20 protein-coding genes and 1 pseudogene are annotated in these 24,000 nt (G+C 72.8%); 13 read left to right on the top strand and 8 right to left on the bottom strand.

The window, feature by feature from the left end:
• Positions 1–4 precede the first annotated feature (4 nt).
• From ACZ592_RS13025 to ACZ592_RS13010, 4 genes are all read right to left on the bottom strand, one after another.
• A complete protein-coding gene (locus ACZ592_RS13025) occupies positions 5–1,885 on the bottom strand; it encodes a DUF2264 domain-containing protein (RefSeq protein WP_471581587.1) in 1,881 nt (626 codons plus the stop codon).
• A 42-nt stretch (positions 1,886–1,927) separates the two neighbouring features.
• Positions 1,928–3,241 (bottom strand): M60 family metallopeptidase, encoded by a 1,314-nt coding sequence (locus ACZ592_RS13020; RefSeq protein WP_471581586.1) that lies wholly within the window; start codon positions 3,239–3,241, stop codon positions 1,928–1,930.
• 103 nt (positions 3,242–3,344) lie between these two features.
• Complete coding sequence (locus ACZ592_RS13015) at positions 3,345–5,846, bottom strand: polysaccharide lyase 8 family protein (protein WP_471581585.1); 2,502 nt, start codon at positions 5,844–5,846, stop codon at positions 3,345–3,347.
• 183 nt (positions 5,847–6,029) lie between these two features.
• A complete protein-coding gene (locus ACZ592_RS13010) occupies positions 6,030–7,118 on the bottom strand; it encodes a LacI family DNA-binding transcriptional regulator (RefSeq protein ID WP_471581584.1) in 1,089 nt (362 codons plus the stop codon).
• Positions 7,119–7,408: 290 nt separating this feature from the next.
• Here ACZ592_RS13010 and ACZ592_RS13005 point away from each other — a divergent pair, with 290 nt between their 5' ends.
• From ACZ592_RS13005 to ACZ592_RS12980, 6 genes are all read left to right on the top strand, one after another.
• A complete protein-coding gene (locus ACZ592_RS13005) occupies positions 7,409–8,836 on the top strand; it encodes a M1 family metallopeptidase (RefSeq protein WP_471581583.1) in 1,428 nt (475 codons plus the stop codon).
• Between the two features lie 56 nt (positions 8,837–8,892).
• Positions 8,893–11,064, top strand: a complete 2,172-nt coding sequence (locus tag ACZ592_RS13000) for a discoidin domain-containing protein (RefSeq protein WP_471581918.1) — start codon at positions 8,893–8,895, stop codon at positions 11,062–11,064.
• A gap of 198 nt (positions 11,065–11,262) precedes the next feature.
• Positions 11,263–12,447, top strand: a complete 1,185-nt coding sequence (locus ACZ592_RS12995) for a Gfo/Idh/MocA family protein (protein ID WP_471581582.1) — start codon at positions 11,263–11,265, stop codon at positions 12,445–12,447.
• Between the two features lie 123 nt (positions 12,448–12,570).
• Positions 12,571–13,599, top strand: coding sequence for an L-threonine 3-dehydrogenase (tdh, locus tag ACZ592_RS12990; protein WP_471581581.1), 1,029 nt, complete (start codon positions 12,571–12,573; stop codon positions 13,597–13,599).
• Between the two features lie 73 nt (positions 13,600–13,672).
• Positions 13,673–14,884, top strand: a complete 1,212-nt coding sequence (locus ACZ592_RS12985) for a glycine C-acetyltransferase (protein WP_471581580.1) — start codon at positions 13,673–13,675, stop codon at positions 14,882–14,884.
• Positions 14,885–15,001: 117 nt separating this feature from the next.
• Positions 15,002–15,901, top strand: coding sequence for a LysR family transcriptional regulator (locus ACZ592_RS12980; protein WP_471581579.1), 900 nt, complete (start codon positions 15,002–15,004; stop codon positions 15,899–15,901).
• Positions 15,902–15,941: 40 nt separating this feature from the next.
• On the opposite strand, the gene ACZ592_RS12975 is transcribed toward ACZ592_RS12980, so the two are convergent.
• A complete protein-coding gene (locus ACZ592_RS12975) occupies positions 15,942–16,733 on the bottom strand; it encodes an SDR family NAD(P)-dependent oxidoreductase (protein ID WP_471581578.1) in 792 nt (263 codons plus the stop codon).
• Between the two features lie 187 nt (positions 16,734–16,920).
• On the opposite strand from ACZ592_RS12975, the gene ACZ592_RS12970 reads away from it, so the two are divergent.
• Positions 16,921–17,577: a DUF4232 domain-containing protein gene (locus ACZ592_RS12970; protein WP_471581577.1), complete on the top strand. Its 657-nt coding sequence runs from the start codon at positions 16,921–16,923 to the stop codon at positions 17,575–17,577.
• Between the two features lie 184 nt (positions 17,578–17,761).
• Here ACZ592_RS12970 and ACZ592_RS12965 read toward each other — a convergent pair whose 3' ends face one another.
• Complete coding sequence (locus tag ACZ592_RS12965) at positions 17,762–18,451, bottom strand: substrate-binding domain-containing protein (RefSeq protein ID WP_471581576.1); 690 nt, start codon at positions 18,449–18,451, stop codon at positions 17,762–17,764.
• Between the two features lie 71 nt (positions 18,452–18,522).
• On the opposite strand from ACZ592_RS12965, the gene ACZ592_RS12960 reads away from it, so the two are divergent.
• Complete coding sequence (locus ACZ592_RS12960) at positions 18,523–18,669, top strand: hypothetical protein (protein ID WP_471581575.1); 147 nt, start codon at positions 18,523–18,525, stop codon at positions 18,667–18,669.
• A gap of 47 nt (positions 18,670–18,716) precedes the next feature.
• Here the strand turns inward: ACZ592_RS12960 and ACZ592_RS12955 are convergent.
• A pseudogene (locus tag ACZ592_RS12955) lies at positions 18,717–18,947 on the bottom strand (LacI family DNA-binding transcriptional regulator); the annotation flags it as partial.
• Between the two features lie 82 nt (positions 18,948–19,029).
• On the opposite strand from ACZ592_RS12955, the gene ACZ592_RS12950 reads away from it, so the two are divergent.
• From ACZ592_RS12950 to ACZ592_RS12930, 5 genes are all read left to right on the top strand, one after another.
• Positions 19,030–19,893: an ABC transporter permease gene (locus ACZ592_RS12950; protein ID WP_471581574.1), complete on the top strand. Its 864-nt coding sequence runs from the start codon at positions 19,030–19,032 to the stop codon at positions 19,891–19,893.
• Between the two features lie 63 nt (positions 19,894–19,956).
• Complete coding sequence (locus ACZ592_RS12945; RefSeq protein WP_471581573.1) at positions 19,957–20,982, top strand: ABC transporter substrate-binding protein; 1,026 nt, start codon at positions 19,957–19,959, stop codon at positions 20,980–20,982.
• Positions 20,983–21,014: 32 nt separating this feature from the next.
• Positions 21,015–21,839, top strand: a complete 825-nt coding sequence (locus ACZ592_RS12940) for an ABC transporter ATP-binding protein (protein WP_471581917.1) — start codon at positions 21,015–21,017, stop codon at positions 21,837–21,839.
• Between the two features lie 63 nt (positions 21,840–21,902).
• Positions 21,903–22,466: a helix-turn-helix domain-containing protein gene (locus tag ACZ592_RS12935; RefSeq protein ID WP_471581572.1), complete on the top strand. Its 564-nt coding sequence runs from the start codon at positions 21,903–21,905 to the stop codon at positions 22,464–22,466.
• Positions 22,467–22,537: 71 nt separating this feature from the next.
• Positions 22,538–23,095: a GNAT family N-acetyltransferase gene (locus ACZ592_RS12930; protein ID WP_471581916.1), complete on the top strand. Its 558-nt coding sequence runs from the start codon at positions 22,538–22,540 to the stop codon at positions 23,093–23,095.
• On the opposite strand, the gene ACZ592_RS12925 is transcribed toward ACZ592_RS12930, so the two are convergent.
• Positions 23,089–23,994 carry a sugar phosphate isomerase/epimerase family protein gene (locus tag ACZ592_RS12925; RefSeq protein WP_471581571.1) on the bottom strand — a complete coding sequence of 302 codons (906 nt, stop codon included), beginning with the start codon at positions 23,992–23,994 and terminating at the stop codon, positions 23,089–23,091. The two genes, ACZ592_RS12930 and ACZ592_RS12925, sit on opposite strands and share 7 nt — an antisense overlap.
• Positions 23,995–24,000: the final 6 nt, after the last annotated feature.

Raw genomic sequence — 24,000 nt, 5'->3', positions numbered from 1 at the left:
GGGATCAGAGGGCGAGTTCGGTCCCGTCGGGGAACCGGACGTGGACGACGTCACCGTCCACGGTGCACGTGACGGCCTCCCGCAGTGCCTGCGGGCGGACGGTGTCCCGCGACAGGGCGACCAGGGTGACGTGGACGCCCGCGCCTCCCGGGTGGGCCGCGGACGTCAGGAACGGCGTCGCCGAGTGCGGGCCGTACGCGTTGGCCGCCACCTCGCGGGCGATGCCGGCCTCCTCGGCCCAGCCGTGCAGGGCGACGACCGCGCTGGTCAGGCCCGTGGCCGTGCGCGTCAGCGCCCAGCCGGACCCCAGTTCGGCGTGCGGCCGCGTCTCGTCCGCCACCGCGTGCCCGCCTTCGCGGACGGTCGTGCCCGCCGGGGCCCGCACCCGGTGCACCCGGATCTCCCACGGGCCGTGCAGGGCACTCGTCGTCACCACGGGAAACTCGTCCCGCTCGCCGGGGAACTGTGCCTCGTGGCGAGAGGAGGCCACCCGGCCCTCGCAGCTCAGCGGGTGGATGCGGCGGCGGCGCGAGGGCGTGCCGTCCGGGGCGAGGAGCGCCAGGTGGCCGTCGACGGCGCGTTCCCACGCGCGCGGGGCGGTCTCCGGGGCGGTCGCCGTCGAGTAGCCGAACTTGGCGTAGTGCGGGTCGTCCTGGGCGGGGCCTTCGAGCGGGTTGTGGTCGCTGCCGTGGTTGACCAGGCGCACGATGCCGTCGTGGCGGGTGCCGTGCAGCAGCCAGCCGGGTTGGGGGAGCGCCGTGTACTGGTCGGACTCCTCGACGGGGAGCGGGACTTCGCGCTCCGTCCACACGGGGTGGCCGGCGGGGAGCAGCAGGCCGAGGAAGCCCTTGCTCGCCCAGTACGGCGACGCGGGGCCCGAGTACGCCTGCGTCGCGGGCAGGAACGTCCCGTACCAGCCGAGCGGGAGGAGACCCCGCTCGTCGGGCACGCCGCGTTCCACGAAGTGCCGTGCCGTGCCGGACGCGAGGCGCCGGGTCAGCCCCGGCGCGAGCGGGCTGCAGTCGGCGAGGGCACCCATCCACACGGGCGCGGCGGCCGCGAAGCGGTACGTCAGGGAGCGGCCCTGGTGGACGGGGGCGCCGTCGCCGCCGAAGAAGTGCGGGTAGGTGGTGAGGAACCGGGTCAGGCGCTCGCGGTACACCGCGGCGCGCCCGCCGTCCTCTTCGGCGGCCATCCGGGCCCACAGCAGCGGATACAGGTGCATGGCCCAGCCGATGTAGTAGTCAAAGTTCCGTCCGTCGCCGTCGCTGTACCAGCCGTCGCCGCGGTACCAGTCCTCGATGCGGTCCAGTCCGCCGTCGATGTCCGCCTGGCGGTGCGGGGCGCCGACCGAGGCGAGGAACTGCTCGGACACGACCTGGAAGAGCCGCCAGTTGTTGTCCCAGGTCCGGCCGCCGACGAACCCGGAGAACCAGTCGACCACCCGCTCCTGGACCCGGGTGTCGAGCTTGTCCCAGATCCAGGGGCGGGTCTCGTGGAGGCCGATGGCGACGGAGGCCGCCTCCACCATCTGCTGCGAGCAGTCGGTGAGCGCGGGCCAGGCCTCGCCGCTGTCGGGGTCGGTGCCCGTCGTCAGCCCCTGTGCGTAGCGTTCGATCAGGCGGGGGTCCGCCTCGCCGCCCGCCCCCGCGATCCGGAAGGCGGCGAGCAGGAAGGACCGCGCGTACCCCTCAAGCCCGTCCGACACCACCCCCGACCAGCTGTTGCGTCCCGGCAGCCGGTACTGCGCGAAGCCCGGCGTCGCGTACGGGACGAGCGCCTCCAGCTGCCGGTCGGCGAGCGCCTCCCAGTGGGCCCGGGTCCAGCCGGTGAGCGGGGACAGGACACGGTCGGTGGGCGGCAGGGTCAGGTGCGGTGCGGGCATGGGGTCCGTAACTCCTCGGTGGGTGATGCGGGTCGGGCGACCCTATTCGCGGTACGTGCTCGCGTCGACGGTGGGTGCGGGCAGGCCGAGCGCGGCGATGCGGGACGCGCCGGCCGCGGTGAGGGGGAAGCGCCACTTGGTGGTGAAGAAGTCGCCGAGGTCGCGGCCCGTGGCCCGGCAGGCGTACACCGCGAGGTGGTCGTAGCGGTCCGCGTCGGTGGCGGCGGCCGGGGCGTCGGCGCGGATCAGCCGGTGCAGGGCGGGCCAGACGCCGGACCCGAACGCGAGGTGCAGCTGCCACAGCGGGACCAGCTTGTGCCACACGTCGAGGGAGGCGTAGTCGCCGCCGCCGTCGCGGGCCGCGAAGGCGCGGTCGTACACGTCCTTGCCGCCGGAGTCCGCGGCCAGCAGGCGCGAGGTCTGGCCGAGCGTGCGCTGTGCGGCGAGCGAGTAGAGGTTGCAGGTGACCTCCGTGAGCGCGCCCGGCTTGTACGCGGACTGCTGGTGCTGGTGGCCGAGTTCGTGGTACATGCCCCAGCCGCCGGTGCGCAGCCCGTCCACGCCCGCGATGTACGGCATCGCCCCGCTCGGGTAGCCCGTGTACCCGTGCGTGGCGTACGCCCCGACGCCGGACGCCACCTTCGTGACGTTCACGAAGTGGTACGGCAGCGGATTGCGGGCGTGCGTCCCGCTCGTGCCGCTCAGGCCGCTGAACGAGGCGTGCGAGGCGAGGAGTTGCTCGTAGGTGTCCAGGAGCGCGGCGTGACTCTCGGTGCGGTACCGCAGTGCGGTGGCGCGGGACAGGGTGACGATGGCGTGTGCCGAGCGCAGCTGTACGTACCCGGCGGCGGTCTGCGCGTCCAGCTGGGCCTGGAAGGCGGACTCCGTGGTCGAGCCGTGGGTGAAGGTGGGCATCGGCACGGAACCGGGGCCGAGGGTGACCGTGGCGCGCTCGCCGCTGCCGGTCATCGTGAGGTGGATCGGCCCGCCGTGCGGATCGGTGACGGTGTTCGTGCCGGCCTTCAGGGCGTACGCACGCGGGGCGTCGGGGGTGGCGTAGTAGTCGGGGATGCCGACGTGCAGGGTCGGCAGGACGCCGTCGGGGGCGGACACCGAGAGGGTGACGGCGGTGCCCGCGGGCGCGTAGGCGGCCGTGGTGAAGAAGTCGCTGGCGCGCTGGGCCGCCCCGAGCCGGCTCCGCTGCGACTCGGCGGAGACCCGGGCGGTGAGCCGGACGGTGGCGGTGGCCCGCGCCGTCGGGTGGGCCGCGTGGGCGGTGCCGGGGAGCAGCGCGGCGCCGGTGACGGCGGCGAGCCCGCCGATGACGGTGCGACGGTGGAACGGAGTGGATCTCATGGGGTGCACTCCTTGTGGGTGAGGGCGCGCCCGGGATGGGCGCGGGGACTGCGCGGCCGGCCACGACGTGCCCGCACATGACGGCACGTCATCGGCCGTGCGTTCAGCGGAACTCGGCGGTATGGGTGTGGCCGCGGGAACCGCCGACCCGCACGGTGATCACGGGACGACGCCCTGTCCTGACGGTCACCGAGTCGTCGGCACGGACCACCTGCCGTACGGGATAGGGCAGTTCGACGGAGAGTGAGGTCTGCGTACGGCCGGGGTCCGCGACGGCGAGGGAGAGCCCGCGATGCCCGTGCCGGAGGATTACCGTGCCCGGCCCGGACGAGGTGAGCCCACCGGCCCGCCCCGCCGCCCAGAAGTGGGCGGCCAGCACACCGTCACGGCGCGCCTCGACGGCCTGCACAGAGGGCGAGTTGGCCACGATCCGCACCGGCCGGGTCCGCGCCCAGAGGACGGTGGCGACCGCGCTCGCGCCGGGCAGCAGGGCGTACGCGTACGAGGCATCGGAGGGCGAGACGCCGTGGTCGAGCCAGAGGGTCAGATAGCGGCGCGTCACCGGCGAGGTGCTGCCCGCGGTGTCCGCGCCGGTGTTGACGTCCCGCCACGCGCCGGTGCGCTCCTCGCGCAGGGCGTGCAGGGCGAGGTGGTCGGCCCGCCCGGGGAAGTCCGGGAAGACGTAGCCGCCGGTGCCGTCGAGGTGGGCCCACCCGGCCCGGTCGAACCGCCCCGACCAGCCGTCCCGACCCGGCTGCCCGCGCCCGTCCACGGTCAGCCGCCGGGTGGGCCCGGACGCGTGCAGGTTGCGGTTCTCGACGACCGTCTCGATCGTGCGCCCGTCGCTCGCGCCGATGCCCGAGCCGAGCGCCACGACGACGTTGTCCAGGCAGAACCACGCCTTGCGGGCCCGCAGACTGCTGCCGTCAGCCCGCAGCTCCATGGCCGCCGCCCCATGGCGGGAGTCCAGGGCCGCGCCGCCCGCCACGGCGTTCTTCGGGCGGTAGGTGCCGGTGCCGCCGCCCGAGCCGATGTCGACGCGTGCGCGCGTGTCCACGGTCGTGCCCGGCAGCCGGTGGGGATCGACGGTCGCCCAGAACCCGTCGCCGAACTGCCCGAGGTCGTCGCCGTCGTACAGGTAGGTCATGCCGTCGCCGGTGTACCAGCCGTGCAGGTTCTCGCCGTTGCCCGCCTCGTACGCGGCGATGCGCTGCGAGGAGAGCGACAGGGCGAGGGCCCAGCCCGGCCGCCGGTGCACCACCCGGTCCATGTCGGCGAGGACGAAGTGGCCGGTGAGCCGGTCGGCGGCCGGGACCGAGGGGTCGTCGAGCACGGCCTTGGCACGGGCGAGCGCGGGGATGGCCGCCAGACTCGCGTAGGGGGTGGTCCGGTTGCGGCGGATCCAGCCCTTGGCCAGCGCCCGCCAGCGCCGCGCGTACGGATCCGGGGCGCCGGACGCCAGTTGCAGGATGTGCGAGAGCGTCACCGCTCCGTCGTGGTGGTCCCTCGCCTTCTCCCGGGAGATCGCCCTGCCGCGCACCGCGTCTATCATCAGCCCGTCGAAGAGCACTGGTGCGAACGTCCGCTCCACCGCCTCGTACAGCACCGACGTCCTCGGGTCGGAGACCGCCCACGGGGAGTCCGCGAGCAGCGCGATCAGCTGGCCCGCGCTGCCGAGCAGGACACTGCCGTACGTTCCCGTGTACGCGACGGAACCGTGTTGCACGAACGATCCGTCCTCGTAGAAGCCGTCGCCCGATGTGACGTACGTGAACAGGCTGTTCTTCCCGCCGTCCCGCACGTCGAAGAGGCCGTCGCGGGCCAGATCCACGGTGGCCGCGTCACGGGCGAGCAGTCCGCGCAGGGCCACGATGACGGCCTTGTCCGCGCGGTTGGCGCCGGTCTCGGCGAGCGAGGGGGAGTTGGTGCGGCGGTCGGGGTCCGGACAGAACTTCGCGACCGTCGCCGTGTACGCAGCCAGATCGTCGGCGGGCACGTGTGCCCGCAGCAGGACGCAGGTGTCCATGAGCGCGCGGGGCGCGCCGATCTCCCAGAACCACCAGTTGCCGGACTCGGGGCGGTCGGGGCGGTACCCGGTGGAGTGCAGGAAGCGCAGGGCGTCGAGCAGGGTGTCGAGGATCCCCTCGCTGTCGCCGAGGGAGGTGCCGGGGGTCGCCCAGGCCGTCGCGAGGGTACGCAGGCGGGTGTAGCTCTGGCCGAAGTTGCCGGGGGCCGAGGCGGGGGAGAGGTCGGGCCACAGCGCGGTCCTGCCCGCCGAGCGGTCCAGCCGCCGCGCCCAGTCGGCCGCCTGGGTGTCCAGGGCCTTGAGCGCGGCGGCGAAGTCGGGGTCCGAGGCGTCGAAGTCGCCGCCGGTGAGCTGGGCGGCGGCGCGGGCGAGCAGCGTGTCGAAGTCGCCCGACGAGGCGCCCGGAGCGTCGTTCGACGCCGCGTCCGAGGAGCCGTCCGGCCGGGCCTCCGGAACGGTCCGGTCCGCGGCGGCCCACGCCGTACTGCCCGCCACCGGGGGCACGAGGGCGGACGCGGCGCCCGCGATCAGGAGCGCGCGGCGGCGGGGCGCGCAGGAGCCGGGGTCGGGTGTGGACATGCGAACTCCCAGGGGCGTCGGGGGCACATGGGGCGTCGGCGGCCCACGGGGTGAGCCGATTCCGCGACAGCATGTAAGCGGTTGCTATGGCGCGCAAGAGGGTCCGGAATCTTTCTACGTTCTTTCTTCCCCGGCGTGCGGTTCTGTGTACGCGCGTGCACGGCCCCCGCGGGTTAACCGCTTTCACCACGTGGCGCGGGCCGCCACCGAGTCCCGTACGACGATGTGCGTGCCGAGCCGCACCGCGCCCTCCGCCGGCGGCTGCCACGCCTCGGACTCCGCGTCCGGCACCGCGACCCGCACCGCCTGGCGGCCCATCTCCTCCAGCGGCACCCGCACGGTGGTCAGGCGCGGGCGCAGCGTCGCCGCGGCGGGCACGTCGTCGTAACCGACGAGCGAGACGTCGTCCGGGACACGGAGCCCCGCCTCCTCCAGGGCCTGCAGCGCCCCGATCGCCACCATGTCGTTGGCCGCGAAGACGGCGCTGAACTCCAGGCCCGATGCGAGCAGTTCGGTCAGCCTGCGGTGGCCGAAGGCCGGGCTGAACGCCCCGGTGTGCACCAGCTCGGGCGCCGCCGTCACGCCCCGCAGCGCCAGCGCCCTGCGGTGCCCGGCGAGCCGGTCGTGGGTGGTGGACAGGTTCGGGGGGCCGCCCAGGTAGAGGATGCGCTCGTGGCCCCGGGCGATCAGGTGGTCGGTGAGGGCGAACGCGCCGCCCTCGTTGTCGTACTCGACCGACAGCGTCGGCACGTCCCGCCCCACCGACGGTCTCCCGCACAGCACGAGCCGGGCCCCTCCCGCCTGCAGACTCCGCGCCCTGCGGGCCACTTCGCGGGCGTACGCGGGGTCCTGGTGTGCGCCGCCCACCAGCACGACCGCGTCCGCCCGCTGCTCGTGGAGCAGGTCCACGAAGGCCAGTTCGCGCCGCGGGTCGCCATGGGTGCAGCACACCATGCAGAGCCGTCCGGTGGCCGACGCGGCCCGCTCGACGCCGCGCGCGATGTGGGCGAAGAACGGGTCGACGACGTCGTGCACGACGATGCCGACCGTGCGGTTGGAGGTGCCGGCGAGTGCGCGGGCGTGCGCGTTGACCACGTAGCCGAGCTCCGCGACGGCCGCGTGGACGCGGTCCCTGGTGGCCCCGGCCACCGGGTAGTTGCCGTTGAGGACCCGGGAGACGGTGGCCGACGAGACGCCCGCCCGCCGCGCCACGTCGACGATCGTCGCCCGGCGGGGCGTGGGGCTGCGCCCGGCCGTTGACGTGTCTGTCATCTGTACGTCCCTGTCCTGTGCGGGGTCTCGTCGGTCCTCTTCGGATCCTCTGCGGCTCTCCTGCGGCTCTTCTTCGAGGCGCGGTGAGGTCGTGGCCCGGCACGCGGTTCGCCGCGCCCTTCGGGGGGCCCGATCGCTCCCGGCCGGCGCAGTAAGCGTGTACTGAGTCGCGTCTCGGCGCCAGAGGGCTGATGAAGGAAAGTCCAAGAGAGCGAAGAGCCGGGGCTCTTGACGGCGACAGTAAGCGATTACTACGTTGCCGCCCCATGGCTGAGAAAAGGACCCGAACCGTGCGTGCCGCCATCGCGACGGCGGCCGCGGCCGCCACCCTCGCGCTCGCCGCTCCCGCCCACGCTGCCCCCTTCACCCCCACCCCCGGCGCGGACGGCGTGGGCGACCCGCTGTTCCCGACGCTCGGCAACGGGGGCTACGACGTGCGCCACTACGACCTCTCCTTCGACTTCACGCCCGTGACGTACGACTTCGCCGCCACCATGAGGATCCGGGCGAGAGCCACCCAGGACCTGTCGTCCTTCAACCTCGACGTCGACTCGCTGGCCGTCGACCGCGTCACGGTGAACGGCACGCCCGCCACCTGGGCGGTCGCCCCCGGCCAGAGCGGCCAGGAACTCACCGTCACCCCGGCCCGCCCCCTGCGCGAGCGCCACTCCTTCGACGTCCGGGTGACCTACCACGGGAACGGAAAGACCAAGCCGGTCGGCCAGCCCGGCTGGCGCCACATGTCCGACGGCGGCTTCGCCTCGGCGGCACAGGCGTCCCGCGCCGACACCTTCGCACCCGTCAACGACCACCCCTCCGACAAGGCGACGTGGACCTTCCACCTCACCGCGCCGAAGGGCTGGACGCCCGCGGCCAACGGCAACCTCACCGGCCGGCGCGACGCCCCCGGCGCCAAGCGGACCTGGGACTTCTCCCTCGACTCCGCCATGGCGCCCGAACTGCTCGGAATCTCGGTCAACAAGCAGACCTACCTCCACGGCCGAGGCCCGCACGGCGTGAAGCTGCGCCACCTCGTCCCCGAGGACCAGGTGGCGAAGTACCGTCCGATCGTCGAGGAGACCGGCGGGCAGCTCGCCTGGCTGGAGAAGACCCTCGGGACGCGCTACCCCTTCGACACCTACGGCGTGCAGATCGTGCGCGACGGCTACGCGGATGCTCTGGAGAACCAGACGCTCTCCCTGTTCGGACCGGGCTGGTTCGAGCGCCCCACCTACTCCACGACCATGGTCCACGAACTGACCCACCAGTGGTTCGGCGACTCGGTCACCCCCGCGACCTGGCAGGACGCCTGGATGAACGAAGGGCCCGCCGTCTTCTACGCGGCCGTGTGGGCGGATCAGAAGGGCTTCCAGCCCATCGAGGAGAAGATGCGGACCGCGTACGAGAAGCTCGACGCGGTCCGCAAGAGCGACGGCCCGCCGGGAAAGCCGACCGGCCTCGGCGGCTTCAACATCTACGACGGTGCCGCCGTCTCCCTCTACGCCCTCAGGCAGCAGATCGGGCAGGACGAGTTCGACGCCGTCATGAAGGCGTGGCTGACCAAGCACCGGCACGGGAACGCCTCCACGCAGGACTTCATCGACAACGCGGTCGAGGTGACCGGCGACGCGTCCGTCGGCACCTTCCTGCACCGCTGGCTGTTCGACCTCGACAACCCGCCCATGCCCGGGCACCCGGACTGGGGTGGCGCGCAGTGAGGCGCGGGCCCGCCGCCCTCGGGGCGGCCCTCGCCGCCGCTCTGGCGTTCGGCGCCATGGGTGTCCCGCAGGCCGCCGCGCAGCCGGGGCCCCGTGTCCTGCACGCCGCCCCGCACGGTGGCGGAGACACCTGTGGCACTGCCCGCCCCTGCTCGCTGACCGGCGCCCGGGACGCCGCGCGTGCCGTCACCGGCCGTGACGTGCGGGTCGAACTCGCCGACGGGACCTACACGTTGACCGATCCCCTGAAGCTGAACGCCGCCGACTCCGGGCGCGACGGGCACACGGTCACCTGGACCGCCGCGCCGGGCGCCCGCCCCGTGCTCTCCGGCGGGCGTGCGATCGAGGGCTGGGCGAAGAACGCGGACGGCACGTGGACGGCCGCCGCCCCCGCGGGAGTCACCCCGCGCCAGCTCTTCGTCGACGGCCGCCGAGCCGTCCGCGCGCGGGGCGACGCCTGCGCCGCGACCACGTGCGACGCCACGAAGGCGGGCATGACGGGCGCCGAGGCCACCGGGATCACCACCTGGCGCCGGCCCACCGACGCCGAGGCGGTCATCAAGGTCCGCTGGCGCACCTACCGGTGCCGGATCACCGGCGTCCAGGGCGACCGCATCACGTTCGCGCAGCCCTGCTGGACCAACTCCGCGAGCGGCACGGACCGTACCGGGCCCGCCTGGGACTCCACCACCGTCGACTCGGCCCGCTACCGAGGCGTCTCCTTCTTCGAGAACGCCCGCGAACTCCTCGACAAACCCGGCGAGTTCGTGTGGGACGCGGAGCGACGCACCGTGACCTACCTGCCGCGTCCGGGCGAGGATCCGCGCCACGCGCGCGTGGTCACCCCCGCCACCGAGCGGCTCGTGGTCCTCGACGGCGCCCACGACGTCCGGATCGACGGCATCGGATTCGCGTACGCCGCCTACCACCAGCCCGCCACCGACGAGGGCTACGCCGGTACCCAGGCGGGGCTCACCCTCACCGGAGCGAGCGGGCCCGTCGACCACGCGGGCCGGTACTACACCAAGCCGGCCGCGGCGCTCACGGTCCGCGGCGGCCGCCAGGTGGCGGTGAGCCGTGCCGCGTTCGCCCACCTGGGCGGCGCGGGAGCCGTCCTGGAGGAGGGCACCAAAGACTCGTCGGTCACCCGCTCCCGCTTCACCGACCTCTCCTCGGGCGCCGCCTACATCGGCGACACGGAGCCCCGGCCGCGGACCGGGCTCGCCGGGGAGCGGAACACCGTCGCGTACAACACCGTGCGCCGCACCGGAGTCGAGTACACCGACTCCGTCGGGATCTGGGCCGGGTACGAGGCGGAACTGAACGTCGACCACAACACCCTCGAAGACCTGCCCTACTCGGCGATCTCCGTCGGCTGGGGCTGGAACCAGCCCGAGGCCAGGGAGTCCGTCCTGCGCGACAACCGCGTCACCGCCAACCGCATCACCGACGTGATGCGGGTCGAGCACGACCAGCACGACGGCGGCGCGATCTACACGCAGGGCGCCCAGCCCGGCACGGTCGTCTCCGGGAACTACATCAACCGCTCGGCCTACGGGAACACCGAGCGCGACGGCAACGGCATCTACCTGGACGAGCAGTCCTCGTACATCCACGTCGAGGGCAACGTCCTCACCCGCCTCGGCTACAAATGGGTCTCCAACTGGGCCGACTACGGCATCCGGAACACCGCCACCGGCAACTGGACCGACACCGACGCGCCCGCCCTGGGCGGCACCGGTTCCACGATGAAGGACAACCACACCGCGCTCGACCGGCTGCCCGCCGGGGCGCTCGCCGTGGCAGAGCGGGCCGGCGCCCACCGGGAGCGGGCCGAACAGCTGCGCCCCGACCTCGCCCGCGCCGGCACGGCGACCCAGTCCTCGACGGACGGCGGGGCCCCGGCCGCGCTCGCCCTCGACGGCGACACCTCCACCGACACCCGCACGCTCGCCGAGCCGGGCGCCTGGTGGCAGGCCGACCTCGGCGCCGAGCGGCGCGTCCGGCAGGTCGAGGTGTGGAACGACACGTCGATGACCACGGCGGACTTCGACGTCCAGCTGTCGAGGACGGCGGACTTCGCCGAGGCCACCACCCGGCACGTCGGGGGGAAGGCGCTGCGTCCCACGCTCCTGGAGTTCGGCGGGGGCGAGTCCGCCCGGTACGTGCGCATCAGGCTCACGGGCACCGGCCGCGTCGGGCTCGCCCACGTGCTCGTACACCCGTAGTCGGATGGTCGGACAGCTCGTCCCGGCGCCGGAGGAGGAGGTCCGGCCCTCTTGTGCGGGAGGGCCGGATCTCTTGGTGTGTGCACACACCTCGACACGGACGGCCGCCGCCGGATAGATAAGGATCAAGCTCCACCACTTCACCCGCACCCCTTTTTGGCCGGCACCCGCAACACCCGCTCAAGCGAAGGAAGTTCCATGACCGACCTCCGTCTCGGCGTTCTCGGCTTCGGACTGCGCGGCTCGCTCGCCCGCACAGCCCACCGGCCGGACGCGGGCTCACGCGTCACCGCGCTGGCCGACCACGACGCCGCCGCCCGGGCCGAGGCGGCCGTGGCCTTCCCCGGCGCGCAGATATCGAGCGATCACCGCAAGGTCGTCGAGGACCCGGACGTCGACGCCGTCGTCGTCCTCACCCCCGACCACACCCACGCGGCCCTCGCCTGCGAGGCGCTGCGCGAGGGCAAGCCCATCTTCGTGGAGAAGCCCCTGGAAACCAGCATCGAGGCGTGCGACGAGATCCTGCGCACCGCCCACGAGACCGGCACGCGGCTCTACGTCGGACACAACATGCGCCACATGCCCGTGGTCCGGCTGATGCGCGACATCATCGAGCGCGGCGAGATCGGCGCGGTCAAGACGGTGTGGGTACGCCACTTCGTCGGGTACGGCGGCGACTGGTACTTCAAGGACTGGCACGCCGAACGGCAGTACACCAACGGTCTGTTGCTGCAGAAGGCCGCCCACGACATCGACGTGCTGCACTGGCTCGCGAACGGCTACACGCGCCGCGTGCAGGCCCTCGGCGACCTCATGGTCTACGGCGACAATCCGCACCGCCGCGAGCCCGGCGAGCCGAAGACCGAGGACTGGTACTCCAAGGACGGCCACTGGCCGCCGCACACCCAGCGCGACCTGAACCCCGTCATCGACGTCGAGGACGTGTCCCTCGTCAACATGCGCCTGGACAACGGCGTGCTCGCCGCCTACCAGCAGTGCCACTTCACCCCCGACTACTGGCGCAACTACACCGTCATCGGCGACGCGGGCCGGCTGGAGAACTTCGGCGACGGCCCCGGGGGCTCGGTCAAGGTGTGGAACGCGCGCCGGTCCGGCTACCGGGTCGAGGCCGACGCCGAGTATCCGGTGCCGGACGCTCAGGACGCCGGCGGCCACGGCGGCGCCGACCCCCTGCTCGTCGACGAGTTCGTCCGCTTCGTGCGCGAGGGCGGGCGCACCGACACGTCGCCGGTCGCGGCGCGCATGGCGGTGGCGGCGGGCGTACGGGCCACGCAGTCGCTGCGGGACGGCGGGACACCGCGCGAGGTACCCGGGCTCGACCCCGAGCTGATCGCCTATTTCGAGCGCGGTCAGACCCGCTGAACCCCACGGTCTGAAGGAAAGCTGCGGCGGCGCTTAAGAAATCCTCGATGGACCGGGGCGCCGCCGTAGGGAAGATTCCTGTCCCGTCGGAGGAAGAAGCGACGTACGACGGGAGCCGTAGCGTTGAAGGCACTGGTCAAGGAGAAGGCGGAGCCAGGTCTCCGTCTGAAGGACGTGCCGGAGCCGGTCATCGGCCACGGCGACGTCCTCATCAAGGTCCTCCGCACGGGGATCTGCGGAACCGACCTGCACATCCGGGCCTGGGACGGCTGGGCGCAGCAGGCGATCACCGCGCCCCTGGTGGTCGGACACGAGTTCGTCGGCGAGGTCGTGGAGACCGGCCGTGACGTCGAGGACATCAAGATCGGCGACCGGGTCAGCGGCGAGGGCCATCTGGTCTGCGGAAAGTGCCGCAACTGTCTGGCCGGGCGGCGCCACCTGTGCCGTGCCACGGTCGGCCTCGGCGTCGGACGCGACGGCGCCTTCGCGGAGTACGTCGCCCTGCCGGCGGGCAACGTGTGGGTGCACCGCGTCCCGGTGGATCTCGACGTGGCCGCGATCTTCGACCCGTTCGGCAACGCCGTGCACACGGCCCTGTCCTTCCCGCTGGTCGGCGAGGACGTGCTGATCACGGGGGCCGGTCCGATCGGCCTGATGGCGGCGGCCGTCGCCCGGCACGCGGGCGCCCGCAACGTCGTGATCACCGACGTCAGCGAGGAGCGTCTGGAGCTCGCCCGCAAGGTCGGCGTCAGCCTCGCCCTGAACGTGGCGGACTCCTCCATCGCCGACGGCCAGCGCGAGCTCGGCCTGCGCGAGGGCTTCGACGTCGGCCTGGAGATGTCCGGCAACCCGCGTGCGATGCGCGACATGGTCGCCAACATGACCCACGGCGGCAAGATCGCCATGCTCGGCCTGCCCGCCGAGGAGTTCGCCGTCGACTGGTCGCGGATCGTCACCTCGATGATCACCATCAAGGGCATCTACGGCCGCGAGATGTTCGAGACCTGGTACGCCATGTCGGTGCTGCTCGAAGGCGGCCTCGACCTGGCGCCCGTCATCACGGGACGCTACGGCCACCGCGACTTCGAGGCCGCCTTCGACGACGCGGCCAGCGGCCGGGGCGGCAAGGTCATCCTCGACTGGACCGCTTGACCCTTCGGCTCCGGTACGCCGCGGGATCACCCGCACCGCGCCCCGACCGCCCCACCGACCACAAGGAAGCCGCATGTTCGACTCCGTACGCGAAGACCTCCAGGCCACCCTCGACGAGATCCGCGCCGCCGGACTGCACAAGCCCGAGCGCGTCATCGGGACCCCGCAGTCCGCGACGGTCGGCGTCACCTCGGGCGGCCGCCCCGGCGAGGTCCTGAACTTCTGCGCGAACAACTACCTCGGCCTCGCCGACCACCCCGAGGTCGTCGCCGCCGCACACGAGGCACTGGACCGCTGGGGCTACGGCATGGCCTCCGTCCGCTTCATCTGCGGCACCCAGGAGGTGCACAAGGAGCTGGAGGCGCGCCTGTCCGCCTTCCTCGGCCAGGAGGACACGATCCTCTACTCCTCCTGCTTCGACGCCAACGGAGGCGTCTTCGAGACGCTGCTCGGCGCCGAGGACGCGGTCATCTCCGACGCCCTCAACCACGCCTCGATCATCGACGGCATCCGCCTGTCCAAGGCGCGCCGCTTCCGCTACGCCAACCGCGACCTCGCGGACCTGGAGCAGCAGCTGAAGGAGGCGACCGAGGGCGGCGCCCGCCGCAAGCTGGTCGTCACCGACGGTGTCTTCTCCATGGACGGCTACGTCGCCCCGCTCCGGGAGATCTGTGACCTCGCCGACCGGTACGACGCCATGGTCATGGTCGACGACTCGCACGCCGTCGGCTTCGTGGGCCCCGGCGGCCGGGGAACCCCCGAACTGCACGGCGTCATGGACCGCGTCGACATCATCACCGGCACGCTGGGCAAGGCGCTCGGCGGCGCCTCCGGCGGCTACGTGGCGGCCCGAGCCGAGATCGTCGCCCTGCTGCGCCAGCGCTCGCGCCCGTACCTCTTCTCCAACACCCTCGCCCCGGTCATCACGGCGGCCTCGCTGAAGGTCATCGACCTGCTGGAGTCCGCGGGCGACCTGCGCGAACAGCTCGCCGCGAACACCGCGCTCTTCCGCTCGCGGATGACCGAGGAGGGCTTCGACGTCCTGCCCGGCGACCACGCCATCGCGCCGGTCATGATCGGCGACGCGGCCGTGGCGGGCCGGATGGCCGAGCTGCTCCTCGAGCGGGGTGTGTACGTGATCGGCTTCTCCTACCCGGTGGTGCCGCAGGGCAAGGCCCGCATCCGCGTCCAGCTGTCGGCGGCGCACTCCACGGCGGACGTGCACCGCGCGGTGGACGCGTTCGTGGCGGCGCGCGCGGAGCTGGCGGAGGCCGGCCAGGGCTGACGCCCCGGGCGGCGGTGCCGGTGCCCCTGCGGACGCGGGGTGTCGCCGGGTGGTCCCGGGCCTCCCGCCCGGGACCGGTGGTGCGCGCGTGGCGGACGGTTTGGGAGAATCGACCCCATGATCGAAGCGCGGCGGCTGCACATCCTCCGTGCGGTGGCCGACCACCGCACCGTGACGGCGGCTGCCGCCGCGCTCTACCTCACCCCGTCCGCGGTGTCCCAGCAGCTCACCGCCCTGGAGCAGGAGACAGGACACCGCCTGGTCGAGCGCTCCGCGCGGGGCGTGCGCCTGACGGCGGCGGGCGAGATCCTGCTCACGCACACCAACGCGGTGCTGGCCCAGCTGGAGCGCGCAGAGGCCGAGCTGGCCGCCTACAGCTCCGGTGAGGCCGGGACCGTGACCGTCGCGGCCTTCGCCACCGGCATCGGCCTGGTCGTCGCCCCGGCCCTGACCCGACTCGCCGCATCGGCACCCGGGATCCGCGTCCGTGTCCAGGACGCGGAGGGCGACGCGAGCCTGCCGATGGTCCTCGACCGGCAGGTCGACGTGGCCGTCGCCGTCGAGTACCGGGGGGCGCCGGGCGCGGACGACCCGCGGCTCACCCGCGTCCCTCTGTACGCCGAGCCCTTCGACGCGGTCCTTCCCCGCGGCCACCGGCTCGCGGACGCCGAACGGGTGCCCCTCGCCGAGCTCGCCAAGGACGCGTGGATCGGCCCCTTCGCGGGCAATCCCTGTCACGACGTGGTCGTCCTCGCCTGCGAACAGGCCGGGTTCCAGCCTGCGTTGGAGCATTGGTCGGACGACTTCAGGGCGGTGGTGGCGCTCGCCTCGGCCGGCGCGGGAGTCGCCCTCGTGCCGCGCTCGGCGCTCAAGGGCATGGACCTCTCGGGCGTCGTGGTGCGTCCCGTGGAGGGCGCGGCCCCCACGCGCAGGGTGTTCGCCGCGGTGCGGTGCGGCGCGGAGGGGCACCCGCTGATCCGTCCGGTCCTTGCCGCGCTGGGCGACGCGGCGGGCTGAGCGCCGCGCGAAGGCACCGGCCGCCGACGGCGCACGGCGGTCACACGGTCTTGACGGAGTTCCCGTCGACGAGGTGGTCCGCCCCCGTGATGCCGGCGGCCAGCGGCGAGCCCAAGTAGGCGACGAGCGCGGCGACTTCGCCCGGCTCGGCCAGTCTGCCGGTCACCATTCCCGCGGTCCGGGGGAGCCCGGCGAGGAACTGCTCGTGCGGCACGCCCACGGACTCGGCGAGCTGCGCCCCGTACCCGTCGGGACTCTCCCACATCGCCGTGCGGACGGGGCCGGGCGAGACGGTGTTGACGCGTACGCCCCGCGGGCCGCACTCCTCTGCGAGGGCCTTCCCGAACGCGGTCAGGGCGGCCTTGGCGGAGCTGTACGGGAGCGGCCCCGCGTGCGGGGTCCTCGCGCTGGTGGAGGAGATGGTGACGACCGCGCCGCGGCTCCTCGTGAGATGGGGGAGCGCGGCACGGGTGGTGCGGACGGCGGCGAAGAAGTTCAGTTCGAAGGCGTCGTGCCACTGCTGGTCGCTGAGGGCGAGCAGGCCACCGGTCCAGCCCGCGTCGGCGTCGCCGCCGCCGACGTTGTTGACGAGCAGATCGAGCCGCCCGCCGAGTTGTTCCTCGGCCCGCGCCACGAGGCGGGCGGGACCGTCGGCGGTGGACAGGTCCACACGGACGCCGAACGCGCCGGTGGCCGCCAGCTCGGGGGTGAGGGTGCGGGCCGCCGCGACGACACGCATGCCCTCCTCGCACAGGGTGGCGGCGGTGGCGAGCCCGATGCCTCGGCCGGCACCGGTGACGAGAGCGGTCTTGCCGGTCAGTCGCAGGTCCATGGGGCGTTTCCCTTCTCTCGGGTGGGCGAGTTCGGGCCGGGACGGTGACTGTACGGCGGCGCCTTGGTGGTTCGTCAGGTCAGTACGCCTGTGACAGAACGAAGACGTCTTGGAGGATCGCCTGTAACTCGGTGCGAGATACAAATACTTCTGACCGCACACGCCGAGCTCCTCCTGGGGGAACACCGTGAAGTACACCCGCACCGCCGCTCTCGCCGCCCTCGGTCTGGCCGCCAGCCTCTCACTCACCGCCTGCGGCGGCGACGACTCCGGGAAGACGTCGTCCTCCAAGGGCTCCTCGTCCTCCTCGTCCTCCTCGTCTTCGTCGTCCTCGGGCGGCGGCTCAACGGCGGAGGGCGACGACGCGAAGTCGGGTTCCGGCGAGGACACCAAGGCGCAGGCCGGCAGCGGGAACGGCGCCACGGTGGCCGGCGGCAAGGTCACCTTCTGCAAGACGGAGGACCTGGCCATCGACGCCACGGACGCCGCGCCCGACGCCCAGTCCGGCAGGATCGACATCACCATGATCAACCGTGGTTCGGCGACCTGCTCGGCGACGGGCTTCGCGGGCGTCGACATCAAGGACGAGGACAACACCTCGAACCCCATCGAGCGAGGCCAGGCTCAGCCCCGCGTCACCACCCTGAAGCCCGGCGACGCCGCCGTCTTCAACCTCGCCTACGACATCGACGCCTCCGGCGACAGCCTCTCTTCCCCGACCAACATCATCGTCACGCCCCCCAACGAGACCCACAGCGTGACCCTGGACTGGCCCGCGGCCGCCGGTGACATCAAGGGCGCCTACACCGACGTCCAGGTCTACCCCACGCACACCACCAAGTAGGACCGGCGCCCGCGGTCGGCCCCCGAGCCAACCGCCCTGTCCGGCCAGAGGCGTGACCATCCGGCGAGTCGCAGGCGCGAGAGCCGCCGCCGGGTGCTGAACAGCGGATGGCGCTGGGAGGCGACGCGTCCGCGCGGCACGCCGAGTGCGCCGCGCGCACGAGGACCGTCGCCCCCGCCTCCGCTCAGCCGCACCGCCCCGTGCTCCCCCGCACCACCACCTCGCCCCGCACCCGCTCCACCCGCGAGCGTCGTCCCTGTGGTTCCCGCAGGGCCAGTTCCAGGACCGCGCGGCCCATCCGGGGGAGGGGGAGCGCCACCGTCGTGAGCGGGGGTGTCAGTTCGCGGACCAGGGGGATGTCGTCGAAGCCCGCGAGAGAGATGTCCTCGGGCACCCGCACACCCCGTTCCCGCAGCGCAGCGAGCGCGCCGACCGCCATCACGTCCGTCACCGCGAAGACGCAGGTCGCCGGGGTGCCCCGGCGCAGGAGTTCCCGCGCGGCCGCGTAGCCGCCGTCCCGGGTGAACGCTCCCTCCACCACCCGGTCCCCGGGCAGTCCCACCCCGGCCTCGGCCAGTGCGGCGCGGAAGCCTGCCAGGCGGTCCGCGACCGTCGTGAGGCGCCCGGGGCCGGTGAGGACCGCGAAGTCCCGGTGACCGAGGGCGAGGAGTGCGCGGGCCAGGTCGGCGGCGCCCGCCCGGTTCTCGGGCAGCACCGTGTCCACCCGCAGGCTGCGGTGCCTGCTCACGACGGCGACGCGGCCCCCGCCGCGCGTGTAGGGAACCAGCTCCGCCGCCAGCTCCCTTTCCCAGGAAGGGTCCTGGAACCCCGAGCCGATCAGGAGTACGGCGCGGGCCCGCTGGGCGCGCAGCATCGAGACGTACGCGATCTCGCGCCGAGACGTACGCGATCTCGCGCCCCGGCTCGCGGAAGGTGCCGGCCGGCATGACGAGCAGCCCGCGTTCGGCCGCCGCGGCCATCACGCCGCTCGCGATGGCGGCGAAGTATGGGTCGCCCACGTCGTGGCAGATGACGCCGACCGTGTTGTTCGAGGAGCTGGCGAGTGCCTGGGCGTGGGCGTTGGGGATGTAGCCCAGGTGGTCCGCGGCGGCGAGGACCCGGCCGCGCAGGTCGTCGCGGACCCTGGCCGTGCCGTTCAGCGCGCGGGACGCGGTGGCGGGGGAGACCCCCGCGGTCCTGGCGACCGCGTCCAGTGTCACGTGCAGTCCGCGCTCGGCTTCCCTCACCGCACCCCCCAAGGCCGTGGCGCGCCGCGAAACTCGGGTCCGACCTCTTGACCCTGCGGTCAGCCAGTCATTAGCGTGGCGGCAGTCTGCCAGAAAGCGCTTTCTGAAAACGTTTTCTGACATGGTCGCACCACAGAGCTCCGCACCGGTCCACGCAACTGCCTCCCATGTTCACCGCACCAGGGAATGTCAGGGGAAGTTCACCGTGAGTCAGAGCGCACTGTCCGCAACCCCCGTGCAGACGGCGGGAGTCGCCGATCGGCGACGGCCGTCCCTCCGGCAGCGCACGGCCGAGGCGGCCGAGAAGAGCTGGCGTCCCCTCGCCCTGCTGCTCGTCTGCTTCGGCGCCTGGTGGCTGGTCGCCGCCACCGACATGGTCGAGGCCTACCTCGCGCCCTCGCCCGGCGCCACCCTCGACGTGATCCTCGACAAGCCCGACTACCTGTGGCGGCACAGCTGGGTCACCACGTACGAGACCCTGACCGGCTTCGTCATCGCGGTCGCGGTCGGCATCGTCTGCGCCGTCCTGATGGTCGCGTCGACCACCGTCGAGAAGACCCTCTACCCCGTCCTGCTCTTCGCCCAGGTCGTCCCGAAGATCGCGATCGCCCCGCTGTTCGTCGTCTGGCTCGGATTCGGCATCGCGCCGAAGATCCTCATCGCCGTCCTGATCGCCTTCTTCCCGGTCGTCATCTCGATGGTCACCGGACTGAAGGCCGTGGACCCCGAGATGCTGCAGCTCTCCGCCACCATGGGCGCGCGACCGTGGCAGACCTTCCTGAAGATCCGTTTCCCGGCCTCGCTGCCGCACCTCTTCTCCGGTCTGAAGGTGGCCGTCACGCTCGCCGTCACCGGCGCCGTCGTCGGTGAGTTCGTCGGCGCGAACGAGGGCCTCGGCTATGTGATCCTCCAGGCCAACGGCAACCTCGACACCCCGATGCTCTTCGCGGGGCTGCTCGTCATGTCACTGATCGGCGTGGTCCTGTTCGTGCTCGTCGAGATCGCGGAGAAACTGCTCCTCCCGTGGCACGCGAGCCGCCGGGACCAGGCGGCGACCACCTCGTACTGACCGCGTCCCGCACCACGCCCCGCCCCCGCCCCCAAGTACTCCGTACGCGAGAAGGGCCGTCCCATGCACGCGCGCAGACTCCTCACCGGCCTCGTCCCCCTGGCGCTCGTCGCGGCGACCGCGACGGCCTGCGGTGACGACGACAAGACGAGCACCAGCGCCTCCGGCGAGAAGCTGGACAAGGTGACCCTGACCCTCAACTGGTACCCGTACGGCGAGCACGCGCCGTTCTACTACGGCAAGAAGCAGAAGATCTTCGAGAAGCACGGCATCGACCTGGAGATCAGGGCGGGGCAGGGCTCCCAGAAAACCGTGCAGGCCACCGGCGCCGGCCAGACCGACTTCGGCTGGGCCGACACCCCGGCGGTGCTCGCCGGGGTCGACCAGGGCGTCAAGGTGAAGAGCCTCGGGGTGTTCCTGCAGACCACACCCGCCTCCGTGCAGTCCTTCGAGACCGAGGGCGTCGCCTCGCCCGGCGACCTCAAGGGCAAGACCGTCGCGGGCACGGCGGGCGACGCGCTCACCAAGACCTTTCCGATCTTCCTTGAGAAGAACGGCATGAAACTGTCCGACGTCAACGTCCAGAACACCGATCCCTCGGGCAAGATCGCCGCGGTGATCTCCGGCAGGACGGACGCGCTGCTCGGGTACGCGAGCGACCAGGGCCCCACCATGCGCAGCAAGGCCGAGAAGGACGTTTCGTACCTGCGCTTCTCCGAGCACGGCCTGAACTTCTACTCCAACGGCCTCATCGCGGGCGGCAAGACCCTGCAGGGCAGAGGTGACCTGGCCGAGCGCATGACCGCGGCGGCCAGCGAGGCGTGGGCGGCCGCAGAGAAGAAGCCGGGTCCCGCGGTCGCCGCGATGGAGGGCGCCTCCGGGCAACTCCCGCCCAAGGACGTCCTGTCGGAGCAGTTCAGGACGACGCTGACCCTGCTGCACACCGACGCCACCGAGGGCAGGGTGCCGGGCGCCAACACGGAGGCGGACTGGCGGCGGACCATCGAGGTCTTCTCGGAGGCGGGCCTGGTCAAGAACCCCAAGTCCGTCTCGGAGTACTGGGATTCGGCCAAGGGGGTCAAGGGGTGAGCACGCCCAACGACGCCACGCTCAGGGACAACATCACGCTCAGGAAAGACGCCGCGTCCGCGCGCGTCCAGGATGCCCCGCCGGGCGCGCCCGCCGTGCGGCTCGACGACGTGGCCGTCCGCTTCCGTACGAAGAAGAAGGACGTCACCGCGTTGCGCGGCGTCTCGCTCGACATCGGCAGGGGCGAGTTCGTGGCCATCGTGGGCCCCTCGGGCTGCGGCAAGTCCACGCTGCTCAAGCTGGTCGCGGGGTTGCTCACGCCGTCGTCGGGAGACGTGCTCCTCGGCGGCGAACCGGTGCGGGGGCCGCGGCGCGACATCGGGTACGTCTTTCAGCGCGCGGCCCTGCTCGACTGGCGCTCGGCCCGGCGCAACATCCTCCTCCAGGCGGAGATGCGGGGCCTCCCTGCGGGGCGGGCACGCGCGCGTGCCGACGAACTGATCCGCATGACCGGACTCGACGGCTTCGAGGACGCCTATCCGCACGAGCTGTCCGGCGGCATGCAGCAGCGGGTGGCGCTGTGCCGCGCGCTGCTGCACGAGCCGCCCGTGCTGCTCATGGACGAGCCGTTCGGCGCCCTCGACGCGCTCACGCGCGAGCAGTTGAACGTCGAGCTGAACCGCATCTGGCGCGAGACCGGCACCACGGTGATCCTGGTGACGCACTCGATCGCCGAGGCCGCGTACCTGGCGGACCGGGTGGTGGTGATGAGCCCGCGGCCCGGCACGGTGACGGAAGTCATCGACGTCGGCCTGGAGCCGGACAGGGGCTACGCGCGGACGCTCGCCTCGGCCGAGTTCGGGACGGCGACGGGGCGGATCAGGGAGCTCCTCGGGGCGGTGTCGACGCACGGCTGACGCCGCTGTCCGAGAGGCAGCTCACACTTGTTGTCGTCCCATATCCGGGTTAGCGTGCCAGATATGGAACACGATGGAGTCGACGCGCGCCTCGCCGCCCGGCTGGCCGAGCTGCGTGCCGAACGAGGCTGGTCCCTGGGCGAGTTGGCCGAGCTGAGCGGCATCAGCCGCTCCACCCTGTCACGTGCCGAGCGCGCGGAGATCAGCCCCACGGCGGCCCTCCTGAACCGGCTCTGCGCCGTCTACGAGCGGACCATGTCGCAGCTCCTGAGCGAGGTCGAGGCGGAGCCCGCCCAGCTCGTGCGCGCCGTGGACCAGGCGGTCTGGGCCGACGACGAGGCGGGCTTCATGCGCTGGTCGGTCTCGCCGCCCCGCACCGGGATGCGCGGCGAACTGGTCGAGGGACGGCTGCAGCCGGGTGCCGACATCGCGTACGACAGACCGCCCGTGCCCGGTCTCGAGCAGCACATCTGGGTGCTCGAAGGGTCGATGGAAGTGACCGTGCAGGGGGAGGCGCACGCCCTGCGCACCGGTGACTGCCTGCGCTACCGGCTGTGGGGCGCCTCCCGCTTCCGCTGCCCGGGCGAGGAGGCCGCGCGGTACGTGCTCGTCGTGGTCAAGCCGTGACCGGCCGCCGGGCGGCGGGGGACGCGGCGGTGGCCGTGCCCGCCCCCACGGACGGAACGCACGCGGTACGGCTGGACGCCGCCGGGCTCCTCGACGCCGCCGACGCCCTGGCCGACCTGCTTCTGGACACGGTGCACGGCGGTGCCTCCCTCGGCTTCCTCGCGGCACTGGACCGGCCCGCTGCCGCCGCCTGGTGGCGTGGCCTCGCCCCGGCCGTCGAACGCGGCGGCCTCGCCGTCTGGGCGGTCCGTGACGACGGGGAGGGGAGCGGCGGGCGCGTCACCGGCACCGTCAGCGTCGCCTTCGTCGACAGGCCCAACGGCCGCCACCGCGCCGAGGTCGCCAAGCTGATGGTGCACTCCCACGCGCGCGGGAAGGGCCTCGCCCGCGTTCTCCTGGCCGCCGCGGAGCGGGCGGCCGCGGAGGCGGGCGTGACCCTCCTGGTCCTGGACACCGAGACCGGCAGCCCCGCCGAGACCCTCTACCGCAGGGCCGGCTGGACCGAGGTCGGGAGCATCCCCGACTACGCGACCGATCCCGCGGGATCCCTTCACGCGACGACCCTCTTCTACAAACGGCTCGGCGCCGGACGTGCCGACGCCGAGCCGCGGGGTCTTGCGCGTCAGTAGCGCAGCGCCGCCAGGTAGGCGTAGCTGTTCCGCGCGGTCGCGAACGCATCGGCGGGGGAGTCGTGCTCGACGAGCCACTGCCGGACGCCGCCCACGCGCGCGGGGGCGAACATCGCGGCGAAGTCGAGCGTCCCCGAACCGACGTCGGCGAACCCGCCGTCGGGCGCCATGTCCTTCACGTGCAGGGCGGGGAAGCGGTGCCGATGGCGCCGGAAGTACGCCGCCGGATCGGCGCCGCCCTTCACCGCCCAGTACACGTCCAGCTCGAACGCGACCAGTTCGGGGTCGGTCTCGGTGAGGAGGATGTCGTACAGGTCCGTCCCGTCGACCACCACGTGGTCCGTGCCGTGGTTGTGGAAGAGGACGGGCCCCAGACCCGCCTCGCGCGAGGCGCACCCGATCCTGTTGAACTCCCGTGCCGCCGCACGGAATCCGTCCGGCGTGTGCATCTCGGCGGGCAGGCTCGGCACCACGGGCCACCGTGCGCCCAGGGTGTGCAGGTCGTCGAGGGCCCGGGACAGCCCGCCGCCGGTCAGCGTCGGATAGGCGACGTGCTCCAGGACCGCCCGCAGGCCGACGCCGTCCAGCATGCGCCGGATGGCTTCGGCGTCGTACCCGTGCCGCCCGCTGACGCCCACGGTCGCGTACCCGATGCCGGCGAGTCGCTCCAGCGTGCCCGCGAAGTCCCGGGCCAGGGCGTCGCGCATCGTGTACAGGTGCATGCCGATGCCGCCGCGCGGGATGCGACGCAGGCGCGGCCGGTCCGCCGCCCGCGCGGGCAGCGCTCCGCCGACGGCCGCCGCGACCCCCAGTGACGTACTGACGGACGTACGGAGAAAGGCACGTCGGGAGCCGGGACGGTCGCAGGCGCTCGGAGTTCCGGGCAGGGTCGCGGTCATGGTCGT

The organism is Streptomyces sp. NPDC040622, assembly GCF_055593965.1.
This window is presented reverse-complemented; position numbering and strand designations above follow the sequence as displayed.

Bases quoted from the DNA above. Each gene is read 5' to 3' on its own strand.
- ACZ592_RS13025 (WP_471581587.1), bottom strand. From the start codon at position 1,885: ATGCCCGCACCGCACCTGACCCTGCCGCCCACCGACCGTGTCCTGTCC.
- ACZ592_RS13020 (WP_471581586.1), bottom strand. From the start codon at position 3,241: ATGAGATCCACTCCGTTCCACCGTCGCACCGTCATCGGCGGGCTCGCC.
- ACZ592_RS13015 (WP_471581585.1), bottom strand. From the start codon at position 5,846: ATGTCCACACCCGACCCCGGCTCCTGCGCGCCCCGCCGCCGCGCGCTC.
- ACZ592_RS13010 (WP_471581584.1), bottom strand. From the start codon at position 7,118: ATGACAGACACGTCAACGGCCGGGCGCAGCCCCACGCCCCGCCGGGCG.
- ACZ592_RS13000 (WP_471581918.1), top strand. From the start codon at position 8,893: ATGGGTGTCCCGCAGGCCGCCGCGCAGCCGGGGCCCCGTGTCCTGCAC.
- ACZ592_RS12995 (WP_471581582.1), top strand. From the start codon at position 11,263: ATGACCGACCTCCGTCTCGGCGTTCTCGGCTTCGGACTGCGCGGCTCG.
- ACZ592_RS12985 (WP_471581580.1), top strand. From the start codon at position 13,673: ATGTTCGACTCCGTACGCGAAGACCTCCAGGCCACCCTCGACGAGATC.
- ACZ592_RS12980 (WP_471581579.1), top strand. From the start codon at position 15,002: ATGATCGAAGCGCGGCGGCTGCACATCCTCCGTGCGGTGGCCGACCAC.
- ACZ592_RS12975 (WP_471581578.1), bottom strand. From the start codon at position 16,733: ATGGACCTGCGACTGACCGGCAAGACCGCTCTCGTCACCGGTGCCGGC.
- ACZ592_RS12965 (WP_471581576.1), bottom strand. From the start codon at position 18,451: ATGCTGCGCGCCCAGCGGGCCCGCGCCGTACTCCTGATCGGCTCGGGG.
- ACZ592_RS12960 (WP_471581575.1), top strand. From the start codon at position 18,523: ATGACGAGCAGCCCGCGTTCGGCCGCCGCGGCCATCACGCCGCTCGCG.
- ACZ592_RS12945 (WP_471581573.1), top strand. From the start codon at position 19,957: ATGCACGCGCGCAGACTCCTCACCGGCCTCGTCCCCCTGGCGCTCGTC.
- ACZ592_RS12935 (WP_471581572.1), top strand. From the start codon at position 21,903: ATGGAACACGATGGAGTCGACGCGCGCCTCGCCGCCCGGCTGGCCGAG.
- ACZ592_RS12925 (WP_471581571.1), bottom strand. From the start codon at position 23,994: ATGACCGCGACCCTGCCCGGAACTCCGAGCGCCTGCGACCGTCCCGGC.